This is a genomic window from Sporomusa intestinalis (assembly GCF_055383785.1).
This window is the reverse complement of the sequence record NZ_AP042390.1, coordinates 1,369,824-1,382,339: the sequence shown is the minus strand read 5'-3', so window position 1 is coordinate 1,382,339 and position 12,516 is coordinate 1,369,824. Positions and strand designations below refer to the sequence as shown.

General features: G+C 50.7%; 8 protein-coding genes. 1 reads left to right on the top strand and 7 read right to left on the bottom strand.

Translation table 11 applies throughout. The features are described 5' to 3' along the window. Nucleotides 1-42: 42 nt before the first annotated feature. From ACZ481_RS06280 to ACZ481_RS06255, 6 genes are all read right to left on the bottom strand, one after another. Nucleotides 43-1,410 (bottom strand): uroporphyrinogen decarboxylase family protein, encoded by a 1,368-nt coding sequence (locus tag ACZ481_RS06280; RefSeq protein WP_464769309.1) that lies wholly within the window; start codon nt 1,408-1,410, stop codon nt 43-45. Nucleotides 1,411-1,431: 21 nt separating this feature from the next. Beyond that, on the bottom strand, nt 1,432-2,403 hold the full coding sequence (locus ACZ481_RS06275) for a sugar kinase (protein WP_464769308.1): 972 nt from the start codon (nt 2,401-2,403) through the stop codon (nt 1,432-1,434). A 56-nt stretch (nt 2,404-2,459) separates the two neighbouring features. Further along, complete coding sequence (locus ACZ481_RS06270) at nt 2,460-3,737, bottom strand: MFS transporter (RefSeq protein WP_464769307.1); 1,278 nt, start codon at nt 3,735-3,737, stop codon at nt 2,460-2,462. 121 nt (nt 3,738-3,858) lie between these two features. Continuing rightward, on the bottom strand, nt 3,859-4,854 hold the full coding sequence (locus tag ACZ481_RS06265) for a LacI family DNA-binding transcriptional regulator (protein WP_464769306.1): 996 nt from the start codon (nt 4,852-4,854) through the stop codon (nt 3,859-3,861). A 237-nt stretch (nt 4,855-5,091) separates the two neighbouring features. After that, complete coding sequence (locus tag ACZ481_RS06260; RefSeq protein ID WP_464769305.1) at nt 5,092-8,235, bottom strand: efflux RND transporter permease subunit; 3,144 nt, start codon at nt 8,233-8,235, stop codon at nt 5,092-5,094. Nucleotides 8,236-8,247: 12 nt separating this feature from the next. After that, a complete protein-coding gene (locus ACZ481_RS06255; protein ID WP_464769304.1) occupies nt 8,248-9,357 on the bottom strand; it encodes an efflux RND transporter periplasmic adaptor subunit in 1,110 nt (369 codons plus the stop codon). A gap of 202 nt (nt 9,358-9,559) precedes the next feature. Here ACZ481_RS06255 and ACZ481_RS06250 point away from each other — a divergent pair, with 202 nt between their 5' ends. Further along, a complete protein-coding gene (locus tag ACZ481_RS06250; protein ID WP_464769303.1) occupies nt 9,560-10,405 on the top strand; it encodes a MerR family transcriptional regulator in 846 nt (281 codons plus the stop codon). Between the two features lie 29 nt (nt 10,406-10,434). Here the strand turns inward: ACZ481_RS06250 and ACZ481_RS06245 are convergent, their stop codons facing one another. Then, on the bottom strand, nt 10,435-12,381 hold the full coding sequence (locus ACZ481_RS06245; RefSeq protein ID WP_464769302.1) for a TonB-dependent copper receptor: 1,947 nt from the start codon (nt 12,379-12,381) through the stop codon (nt 10,435-10,437). Nucleotides 12,382-12,516 lie beyond the last annotated feature (135 nt).

The following is a 12,516-nucleotide window of genomic DNA, read 5'->3' as shown; positions in this document are numbered from 1 at the left end:
GGATTCGTTTTTCCTATGCTGTGAACCACCTTTATAATAAAACTAGTAAACCCAGGTCCATAGCCAGTTGTATGTCATGGTTTCATATAATTCCCATTGCCTGCGGATAAGTTCCGCATCGCCTTTGATTTCGCCCAGTTCCTGTTTTTTTAGCTCCCAGGGGGTTACCATACCCTGCGGTTTGCGTTCCGGCACCGGCAATGCCGCTTGTGGGCCGGTTTTAACCGGCGCTGTAACCGACTTATCATACCAGCCGTATTCCATGACGGCGTCGCATACGGCTTGATAGTTTTCCGGCCGCGTATTATAGGGAATCGAGCAGGCGCCATTCATGATATAGCCGCCGCCGGGCCCCAGTTTTTCACACAATTCCCTGACCTTGGCTTTAATTTCCCGGGGGGAGCCGAAGCACAGCAGTGAATCGGGCAAACCACCGGCAATGCACTGATGATGGCCAATCTCGGCTTTGGCCTTAAAGATATCCCCTTGACTGTCAATATCACACAATACACTGCCCTTCGGTAACTCCAGCATATGATGCCAGTGCTTGCTCCAATCGCCTTCAAGGTAGGCACGGATCTTGTATCCGGCTTTAATAATGATCTCACAGGTCTTTTTAAAGGACGGCCAATAAATGGCATCAAACTGTTTAGGAGACATAAACATTGGTTTATGGGTGGGTACAAGAACCGGATAACGTTTTAGCGGATCACCGGAGGCAATTGCCATATTGGCCATAATATAGGCAAGTGAATCACAGGCTGCCAATACTTTATCCGGCATGCGGCGTGCATCCAGCAAGGCTTCCTTGATACCGCGCAAGGCGTCTGCCAACGCGTCAAACGGGGCCAGAAATCCGCCCATGATAGGGGCCGGCATACCGTAATGGGTCTGCATATGCACAGCTTTGCCGCGCATAAAAGTCCCGAAGGCCGCCTGGGCCATCCCGGCTTTGAAAAATGCCGTATACGCCCGTTCCGGACCTTTATTCATTTCACTAAAAATCCGCGGGAGAAAGCGTTGAAATAAAAATTGATTCGGGTCGTTAATCAACAAGTTGTATTCGTCAGCTTCCATATTTATCTTTTCAACGAATTGGAACTGAACATTTTTACCCAGCTCCCGGCCGGGGAGATTATATGTTTTAACCCCTAAGATGTCATGGATGGGGGCAAAAATACGCCCGGTGCGGAGAGTATCGGTTGCGGGAAAATCGCTGGCAAATACCGCTTCGGACTGAAGCCACTTATCGGTATCATATATAAATTCCTGCTTGGTATTGCCCGAATAGACTTCGGCAAAGTAGTTGCTGCCGGACGAGAGCGGTATCCGGTCGGTAGGTTCTAACGCTATAGCAGCCTGGTAACGGCCCAATCTTGCTTCATATAAGTTTTGCATGTTGTCAGACATATGGTCATCTCCTTACTTTCCTCACATTAATGAGTCTTGGCCCCCAGCTGCTTGCAGATACTCTTCCAGCTGCCGCCTGGTGGGATAGCCTTCGGCATCGCCATGAACAGTGACAGCCAGGGAGCCAATGGCATTACCGCGGGCAACCGACTGCTGCAGGCTTAATCCTTCCGTAAGCCCTGACAGCACACCAACAGCAAAGCCATCGCCGGCCCCTACCGTATCTACCACCCGCCTGGCAGGAAAGCCTTTGACATAACCCTCATTGACAATGTGATTGCCTTCACGCTGAGAGTAAAAGGCGCCGTCCGGGCCATCTTTCATAATCACATAGCGGTTGCCGGCCTGATGCAGATACGCCTTTACCTGCTCCCATTCGCCTGTCCCGAGCAGGATTTCCGCCTCGTTTCGCCCCGGCATAATCAGGTCTGAGAGTCCGGCCAGCTTAAGCAGGACGTCTCTGGCCTCGGCTTTACTCCACAGTTTTAATCTGATATTAGGGTCAAATGTAACCAACGCCCTTTTTTTCTTGGCAATGGCTACTGCTTTTAGCAAGGTTTGCCGGCAGCTTTCACCAAGGGCCGGAAAAATTCCGGTAACGTGCAATAGCCGAGTACCGGCAAAATCCTTGTCTGCCACCATAGCAGGAGCTATATGACTAGCCGCAGAACCCTGACGGTAATAAAAGACCTTAGGGTCACCGATTTCATTGCGTTCTTTGACAAGCAGTCCTGTAGGATACTGCGGCAGTATCTTCACGCCGGAGGTATCGACGCCCTCGCCGCGAATCGTATTGCGGATATAGGTGCCAAAAGGGTCATCGCCAATCGCGCTGATCCAGCCAACGTCATGGCCTAACCGGGCCAGGCCAATCGCTACGTTGGACTCGGCCCCGGCGATTTTGCGGGTATAACTGGTAACAAACTGCAACGAGTCATTTTGGTCGGCTACCAGCATGACCATACTTTCGCCAAGAGTAAGTATCTGCGGCAAAGCGGCGCCTCCTTTAGATTTATGCTAAGTTTTGGGCCCAACAATGATCTTTATCTTTAATCCCTGGCGGTAATTTCGATCCCTTTTGTTTCCGGCAGCAGCATAACCAGGCCGGCGGCTACAAAATAAGCCAATGCCGCTACGCCCATCGCCATATCAAACCCGATTTTGGGGATAAGAACCGGAATAATCAGGGGACCAATAAAGACCGAGGCCCGCCCCAGGTTATAACAAAAAGCAGCGGCCGTGCTCCTTATATCTGTCGGGAACAATTCCGCGAACAAAGCCCCGTAGCCGCCGTAATAACCGGTGAAAAAGCCGAGCACTATGCCAATTACAGGCAAGTAGGCCACTCCACCATGGGTTACGGCGAAAATATAGACAGGGAGCATAATGCCCATTGCCGTTGTAAAAATGGCGAATAACCGTCTGCGGCCATATCTGTCAGACCAGTAGCCATAAACAATATAGCCGAACAAAGCACCGAAACTATTCCATAACATAAATTCGGCCCCCTTGGTTATGCCTAAACCCAGAGTTTTATCCATGTAAGTCGGGATAAAAGTAAATACTGTCCACCAGCCGAATTGCCCAAAAATGGATACCCCTAATCCCAGCATCGCTATTTTAAAATGCTCTTTCCGAAAAATCTTTACAAGCGGAATACTGTCATTGGCGGCAACAACCTGCGCCTGTTCTTTTTTCTTTCTCCGATTTTCCAGCCAAACCGGTGATTCTTTCAAGAATAACAGTACGCTGACAAATACTATCACTGAGGGTATCGCCGTGGCGTAAAACATAGCCCGCCACCCATAATGAGGAATAATGTTAAAAGCAAACAGGGCTGAGCAAAACAGACCCAGACTCCAGCCTGAGGCCAAAACGCCAATTGCGTTGCCTCTGGATGCGGCCGGCCATGTTTCCGATACCAGGGCAACGGCGGCCGGCCAGAATCCGCCGACGGCAAAACCAACCAAAGCGCGGTACACATATAATTCATTAAGTGAGTTTGCCGTTCCGCATAGTAAGTTAAACAGTCCGTACAGCCCTATGCATAGTAATATAGTAGGTTTACGGCCAATCTTGTCACCAACATTGGAGATAATAAGCCCGCCAATGGCTGTGGCAATTAAAAAAACAGAAACAACACTAAAAGCTTCAGCAAAAGTAATATGCAGATCCTGGGTAATCGAAGGAATGACGTACGCATAGATAGTGGCATCCATAGCATCAAAGATATAGGCTCCCAGCAGGGTAATCAAAGTTACCCCATGAACTTTGAAGGCTTCACCGAATTTCATAGAATGTGCAACCGGCGTTTGGCTTGAGCTCATTTTCATCCTCCCAATTCCTTGTCCTTCTCGAAAAATTAGCTATGAAAACGTTTGCAGAATGGATTAAAAAAATAACTACAAATTTTTAAGTACTAAATCCCCTCTTTCCGGACGGTGTTGTTTAGCATTTGACGGTATGCCGAATGACAAGTTCAGCCGGAAAAACATCCATTTTGGGCGGAAGCTCGCCATTGCCGTCAATATGTTGAATAAGCCGCTGGCAGGCTCTCTGCCCCATTTCATAAAACGGCTGCGCCACCGTAGTCAGCAGCGGAATTACCATGCGGGCCGGAGCAGAATCATCAAAGCCAATTACTGAAATATCGCCCGGCACGGAGAAACCGGCACCGACAATCGCCTGAATAGCGCCGATAGCCTTAGGGTCACTGGCGGCAAATACAGCCTCCGGCTGCTCCTGACAGGTCAGCAGTTTTTTGACAGCCTGGCCGCTGTCCTCCCGGCCGGATATATCATGAATAATCAGATTTTCCTCCAGCGCGGCGCCCGCTTTCGCTAACGCTTCCCGGTAGCCGCGGAAGCGCTCCTGATATAATAAAATATCACGCGGGCCATTGATGAAAGCGATACGGCGGAATCCTTTTGCCAATAAAAATTCGGTTGCGGCAAAGGCGCCGGCAAAATTATCGAGGACAACGGCATTGGACAGCTGCTCCGGCTTCCTTATTAAAAAAATGTGGGGAAAGCCTTCTTTTTGCAGAGTAAGCAAGTGATTCGTCCCGGCCCGCGCAGTACAGAAAATAAAGCCGTCAATTAATCGCCGTCTCAAGTTTTCGATATAAAACTTTTCTTTTTCCACATCTTCGTTGGTATTGCAAACTACCACAAGATAACCATTTTTTGCCGCCGTATCTTCGATACCCTGAATAACCGCAGGAAATACCAGGTCCCTGACATTCGGCAGAAATAAGCCAATCGTCTTAATCCGGGCCCCTTTTAAAACCTGAGCCATAGCATTAGGCTGGTAATTCAATTCTTTAATCGCCGCCAGCACTCTTTCCCTGGTAGCCGGAGTAACCGGAATCTTTCCGCTTACAACCCGCGACACAGTGCTGGGCGAAACACCCGCAAGCTTGGCAACATCTCTGATATCACTCATAACAAACTCCTGATATGTGTTGAATAATATTTTTGAAAACGTTTCTGCAAACCTTTTCACAGATACTATTCAACATGATACTAAAAACTCCTGCTGAACTGATAGACTTTTTTAAATATTTTATCATTATGGTTATCCCGGCTGTTCAGATTAAGCTTTCCGGATGTGCGCAGCTAGGAATATAAAATCAACTCACCTGACTTTTGCCAGGTGAGTTGATTTTTAGTTAACAATATATCAACCGGAGCGGTCGGCCGCTTGCTTTTTCCTTCCGGTCAATTTAGCTGCAACCCATTCCACAACCACAAATAATACGGGGATGAGAAAAATGCCCAAAGCCGTGGCAATCGTCATGCCGCCGACAACCGCAGTGCCCATTGCCTGCCTGGCGCCGGCCCCGGCGCCGCTGGCCAGCGCAAGCGGCAGGCAGCCGATAATAAAGGCAAAGGAGGTCATCAGAATCGGCCGCAGCCGCAGGGAGGCGGCCTCGACCGCGGCCTTAACCGGTTCCATTCCTTTATCTACCCTGACTTTCGCAAATTCGACGATCAAAATTGCATTTTTAGCGGCTAAGCCGATGAGCATAATTACCCCGATCTGCATATAGACGCTGTTTTGCAGATTCATAACATATTGGGACAACAAAGCCCCAAAAATGCCGGTCGGCACCGAAAGCATGACCGCATACGGAATGCTCCAGCTCTCATACAGCGCTGCCAGGCATAAAAAGACAAATACCAAGGCTAGGGCCAGAATCTGCATAGTCGTGCTGCCGGCCTTCTTTTCCTCCCGGCTTTGTCCCGACCATTCCACATTAAAGCCGGCCGGCAGCGTTTCCTTAGCCAGTCTCTCCATGGCAGCCAGGGCCTGGCCTGAGCTGTAGCCTTCGCCTACGGAGCCATTGATCGGAATGCTGCGGGCGGCATTGAACCGGGAAATAATGGACGGTCCGGTAGTCAGCTTCGGTGTCAGCAGAGTATCTAGCGGAACCATGGTGCCATTGGCTGACCGGACATTAATAAACCGCGTCATGTCCGCTTCATTGCGGAACATCGTATCGGCCTGCATAACCACTTTATAGGTACGGTTAAACATATTGAAGTCATTTACCTGGGTACCGCCGAAATTGACCTGCAAAGCCGTAAACACATCATTTAGGGCAATCCCCATATTTTTCACCTTTTCCCGGTCCACTACGAATTCATAACCGGGAGAATCACTTTTATAGGTGGAATATACCGCCGTTACCTCCGGCAGCTGATTGGCAGCCAGGACAAAGTCCCTTGTAATCGTATCCAGTTCTTCCTTGCTGTGGCCGGACATATCCTGCAGTACCAGCGTAAACCCGCCTACCATGCCCAGACCCGGCAAAGAGGGAATATTAAAGGCCATAATTGAAGCTTCCGGCACTTGTTCCCCGCCGGCCATCACCTGATTAACGAGAGCATCGATCTGGGTGGCCGGGTCCCTGCGCTGGCTCCACGGCTCCAGCCCGGCAAACAGGGTTGCCGCATTGGCTTTGGCCCCGTTTGACAACAGGTCAAAGCCGACAACCCAAATGACCTTCTCAACCCCCGGCAGTTGTCTGATTTCTGCAGCCAGCCGGTCGGTTACCGCTTGGGTCCTGTTCATGCTGGCCCCCTCCGGCAGATTGACAACCGCCGCAAAAAATCCCTGATCTTCATCCGGTATAAACGTGGTCGGCACAATTTTGTACAAGTACACCGTTCCCACCAGGATGATCAACAGAAAGATGCAGCAATACTTGGCTTTGGCGATTAATGATTTTACCGTTTCACTATACGCGCTGGTAGTCCGGTCAAACCAGTCATTAAACCGGCCGAATAATCTGCCCATAATCCCCGCCTGGGCCTGTTCCGCATGGGGTTTCAGCAACATGGCGCACAGCGCCGGGGTCAGCGATAAGGCGACAAAAGCGGATAACGCCATCGACACCGCAATGGTCAGGGCGAACTGACGGTACAGAACACCCACCATGCCGCCGATGAACGCAACCGGAACAAATACGGCAGCCAGCACGAAGGCTATGGCAATTACCGGCCCCGACACTTCGTCCATGGCCCGTTTCGTGGCTTCCAGCGGGGTCAGTTTATTGTAGCGGATGTGATGCTCGACCGCTTCAATAACGACAATGGCATCATCGACAACCAGGCCGATGGCCAGCACCATTGCAAACAGAGTCAGGGTATTGATCGAAAAATCAAGCAGTATGAAAGCGCCAAAGGTGCCGATCAACGATACGGGCACGGCCAGCATCGGGATCAGGGTTGCCCGCCAGCTTTGCAGAAAAATAAAGACAATGATCATAACCAGGGCCATGGCTTCCAGAAAGGTTTTGACCACCTCGGACATGGATTCCGCAATATACTCGGTAGTATCAAAGATAGCCCCGTATTGCATATCTGGCGGAAAATCGCCCGCTGCCGCCGCCATAGCCTGATTTACCCCTTGAATGGTATTCATTGTGTTGGCGTCACTGGTCAGCTGAATGCCCACCGCTACCGTATTGGCGCCATCCTGTCTGGCCGAATAATTTAATTCTTTGCCGGCATTCTCAATGCGCGCAATATCCCGCAGATAAACAAAAGAGCCATTGGGCTGGGCCTTGACAATAATGTTTTCAAAATCGGCGATACTGACTAAACGCCCCTGCACTTTCGCCGTATATTGAAATTCCTGCGTTTGGGGTGCAGGCATGGCACCGATGGTGCCGGCCGGCGCCTGAACATTCTGTTCGCGGACAGCCTCAACCACATCGTTCACCGTTAACCCCAGCTCGGCCATGCGGTCGGGATTAATCCAGATGCGCCGGGAAAAATCGGCTCCCAGCACCATAACATCGCCGACACCGTTAACCCGTTTAATTACATCCTTCAAATAGACATTGAAATAATTAGTCAAAAACGTACTGTCGTAAGTACCCTTGGGCGAATAGATGCTCAGCATCATCGCCATGTCGGAAGACGCTTTTCTGGTGGTGATGCCGGCCTCAGTCACCTCGGCCGGCAAGGAGGCGTTAGCCTGGGCGACACTGTTCTGCACCTTAACGGCAGCAATATCGCCATCGACTCCCAAATCGAAGACAACCTCCAGGCTGTAGGCGCCCGAGTCATCGGAGTTTGAACTCATATAGTTCATGCCCTGTACGCCATTAATCTGCTCTTCCAAAACCTGGGCTACCGTCTGGTTGACCACCTCGGCGTTCGCTCCGATGTACGCTGCCGAAACCGATACCGTCGGCGGCTGAATCTGCGGGTACTGGGCGATGGGGAGATTCAGCCCGGCAATCGTTCCTGCTACGACAATCATTATAGAAATAACAATGGCAAAAATTGGCCGTTCGATAAAAAATCTTGCCACAATGGTCACCTCCTACGGGTTAATCGATAACGCCAGCTCGGCCGGAGTGACGACAGTCACGGCAAGCGCCGCTCCTTCCCGCACCTTTGTCAGCCCTTCCACAACAACCGTGTCATTCACTGTCAGCCCTTCCCTGACAAGATAGTAGCTGCCCACCTTTTCCCCGAGGCTGACCGGCCGGGGCTCTGCCTGATTTTCGGCATTGACAACCATGACCAGCGATTGATCCAATATCTGCTGCACAGCCCGCTGGGGAACCAGCACCGCCGCCTTTATCGGCAGGCCGGCAATTTTAACCCTGGCGAACATACCTGGAATCAGAATTCCCTCAGGATTGGCAAAAGCGGCTTTTAACGTCAGGGTGCCGCTGTTGTTGGTCAAGCCCCGGTCCGCCTGCGTGACTTTCCCGCTCAACGGATACACGGCCCCATTGCTTAAGGTAATTGTCACGTTGTCGCCCCAGCCGCTGCTGGCAACATCGTTTTGCGCAACCTGCCGCAAGGTAAGGTATTCGTTTTCGCTCATATTAAATTCTACAAACACCGGGTCCAAGTCGCTCACCGTAACTAACGTCGTACTCCCGGCCTGCACATAAGTGCCCACAGCGACAGCGTTTACATCAACACGCCCGTTGACCGGGGAAACAACCAGGGTGCTGTTTACATCATCCTGCGCTTTTTTTACGAGGGCCCGATAGGAAGCCACGACCGCTTCCTGCTGCCGCTCGGTCGCTTTCTGGGTAGTCAGGCGCTGCTCCGGAATCGCGGCCGCATCTAGCAAGCTTTGATAGCGCTCCGTGTCAATCCTGGCATTTTCCCAATTAGCCTCGGCTTGTGCCAGCTGCGCCTGGGCGGAAAGCAGTGTGCTTTCATATTGAATGCTGTCGATACGAAACAAGGGCTGCCCGGCGGTAACGATATCGCCGCCGTCAATCAATTTTTCAACAATACTGCCTGACACGCGCGCCTGAATTTTGACTTCATTTTTGGCCTGCACCTGCCCCGCATACTCATTGGTTAACTGAATATCCTGCTGGATAACCTTTACGGCTTTAACCGGCACTGCTGTCACCTGCGCAGTCTCTGGCCGGCCGCCGCAGCCGGCAATAATTAACATCAGCATTAACGCGCTGATCCCTGCCCAGCAGCCTCTCCTCCTATTTACTGAAAACACGGCTTTAACCTCCCCATTTGCTTAACTAAAGGAAGAGCAGCCTTTTTGTGCCGCTCTGCCAGCTTACGGTCTCCCAGAATTGACCATTTTTACTTTATTGAGTTATTATAAAGTATACAGTAACTGAATAGTCAAGAGGAGAGGGTGCAGGATGAATGAGTTTTTGCAAAAACAGTTTACTACCGGACAATTTGCCGCTATGTACGGCATTAACAAACGAACCCTGATGTATTACGACAGCATCGGTTTATTTAAGCCCGCTGTGGTAACAGAAAACGGCTACCGTTATTACACAATTGCGCAAACTACATTATTTGATGCGATTCAGTTACTGCGTAAACTCCGGGTGCCTTTGGCAGAAATAAAAAAACAATTGACCCACTATACCCCGCAGTCTTTACTGGAATTCCTCCATAAACAGAATCAACGGCTGACAGAGGAAATTTCCGAGCTGCTGTGGCTGCAAAAGGTGGTGCAGAATAAAATCGGCACTATGGAGGCCAAACTGACGATTGATCCCGCCAAAATTGAGATTTTAGAACTTCCCCCCCAGGCCATAGTGGTCAGCGAATCGATTGCCGGCATGGCGGTTGAAAAAGCGATGAAAGTACTCACTGATTTTATGTATGACTGCTATCATGCCCACAGCTACAGCGGCTATCCGGGCGGTTATATGCTGGCGTCAGAGCATTTGCAACAGGGAAATTCCAGTGCCAACGCTTTCCATCAGATTACCCATTGTTTTTACACGGTCGATGAAAAAAAAGCACAAGCCATACATTGTGGCCATAAGCCTGGCGGTCGTTACCTGGTAGGCTATTACAAGGGGGACTGGCCGCAGATACAGCAGGCCTTTCAGCAGCTGGCAGACTATGCAGCCGTCCACAGGCTTACCTTTACCGGCCACGGCTATATTGAAAACACCCTCGACGACATTGCCACCTCTGTAGAACCGTTCTATTGCGAAGCCCGGATATCCGTTTTACTGGAAACTTGAGGCCTCATTGCCGGAATAGCTGGAATTAATTAATAATTATAGCTGGCTTTTACCCAGACTGTGCGGCCAGGCTCATTCACTCGGAAGGAAGAATCTATGCCCAGGGCGGGAATCGGCACGCCTGACCGGCTAATGAATTCAGCGTAATCCTTGTCAAATATATTATCAATACCGGCGGCGAAACTAAGTTGTTTACTGGCTTTATAAGCAATATTGGCGGCAAGAATACCGAAACCGCTGCTTGCACCAAGATCATGGCCGATCTCGCTGCCGTTGTTCAAATCATACCGGGTTTGCGACTGAACGCCCCGCCACAACAAACCGCCTGCCACTCTAGCATCGCTATACTTCAGCCCCAGCGTTCCTTCCAGCGGTGGAATTTGGGCCAGTGGCTTATGATCGGTGTCATTATTGCCGCGTACATAAGCAAGCGAAGCCGTTGCCGTCCAGCGCCGGCTCAGGGCATAGGCAAAATCGACTTCACCGCCATATAATGCCGCGTCTATATTTTCCACTGCTGCCTTTTTATTTTTAAACAGGATGAAATCGTGGATATCCGCATAAAACAAAGACAGGCTGGTGTTTAATTTACCGGAGCGATAGATGAGACCGGTGTCAAGCTGGGTATTCTTTTCTGGCTTAAGAAAAAATTTTACTTTTCTTTCCCAATAATCAGCCGGTCTCTGGGCGTGGCCAAGACCGATGTAGGAGGTAGCCGGAGCCTTCTTATAATCATGCTCATAGCGCAGAAAAGCCCCGTATGTCCGGTCGTGCGCCTCTGCTCCCGCTGTTTCCTGCCTTGCAGCAAGGCTGTCGGTTCGCAATCCGCCTAAAAAACGGTCCTGTGGATTCAACTGCCGCTTAACTTCGCCAAACAGGCCATAATTAGTAAACGTCAGGTCCCGGGTCCACTTTCCATAGCCCATACCCATGTTGCTGCGGCCGCGGTGAGCATTTCGCTGATAATCCAGCCCCACTGCTGCCGTGGTTGCTTCCCCTAAAATCAAGTCGGCCGTTAAACGCCCGCCGTTTGTTGCCCGGTCTACTTCCATCGCCATTGCCATCATCCCCGGCCGGGGCCGTAATGAGTAGTTATCCATCACATGATCGATATAATTATGAAATGCTTTAAATTCCAGGCCGGCAACAACCGGCGAAATATTTTTTTTGACAAACCTGACGCTGTAGTCATTGCGGTCAAATTTAGGACCATCCATACCTTTACCGGCATAGGCAGCGTGGGCGTAACTCGTATCGGCCGTAAACTCATAGACCGTATCCCCATCCGGCGTCCAGCCAAAAATCCCGGTCACGCTGTTACGGGTATAAAAAGAATGGACTTTATTGCCCTTACCGTCTTCGTAGTCATTGGAATTTGCCCTGGTCCTTATGAAGCGCACATAACCAGCTGCATCGCCGGCTGTAATATCCAGCAATTCATCATCGCGGCCGGCGCTGCCGATAAGCACGCTGCTGCTGACCCTGATGCCGGCCTTGTCAAACCTTTCCGTATTCCTGGCAAAATGTACCGTGCCGGCAATATTGCCGCCGCCGTATTTAACGGTTTCCGGCCCCTTCAGAATGGTAATTTTGCTGTATGATTCAGGAAAAATATAAGCAGTGGTCGGGTCCATCCGGCCTGGACACCCCCCAAACTGATACGTGTCATCCAGCAGGATATTCAGCCGTGTTCCCCCTAATCCCCGGAAAACCGGATCGCCGCCGGTTCCTCCCTGCCGGGACAGGGAAAATCCGGGAACATTTTTCAAATAACCGCCTCCGTCAGCAGCCGGTACGGGCTGCCGCGGCGACTGGGGATCGGTTTCCACCAGCAAAGGCTTACTGACCGCCGGCGCGGTGACAACAATTTCTGCCAGCGTAAATGTTGGCTGTGCCGCTTCCGCTGTCAACGGTGGCTGAGTATTCGCTGCCAACAGCAATACGGTAGAAATAACAAGGGTCCGTACTTTTTTCATCAGCTCATCATCCTTTATCATTTTGCAATCTTGTTAGCATAAACCCGCTTACTTTACTAATCAGTTTATATGTGCAGGTAAATCGGCCCGTTGGCTGCGGCTTGTAACAGGCCTCCTTTCCTGCTTCCCCGGCCG

Coding starts and splice junctions, on each gene's coding strand:
- ACZ481_RS06280 (WP_464769309.1), bottom strand. CDS start 1,410: ATGTCTGACAACATGCAAAACTTATATGAAGCAAGATTGGGCCGTTAC.
- ACZ481_RS06270 (WP_464769307.1), bottom strand. CDS start 3,737: ATGAGCTCAAGCCAAACGCCGGTTGCACATTCTATGAAATTCGGTGAA.
- ACZ481_RS06265 (WP_464769306.1), bottom strand. CDS start 4,854: ATGAGTGATATCAGAGATGTTGCCAAGCTTGCGGGTGTTTCGCCCAGC.
- ACZ481_RS06255 (WP_464769304.1), bottom strand. CDS start 9,357: ATGCTGATGTTAATTATTGCCGGCTGCGGCGGCCGGCCAGAGACTGCG.
- ACZ481_RS06250 (WP_464769303.1), top strand. CDS start 9,560: ATGAATGAGTTTTTGCAAAAACAGTTTACTACCGGACAATTTGCCGCT.
- ACZ481_RS06245 (WP_464769302.1), bottom strand. CDS start 12,381: ATGAAAAAAGTACGGACCCTTGTTATTTCTACCGTATTGCTGTTGGCA.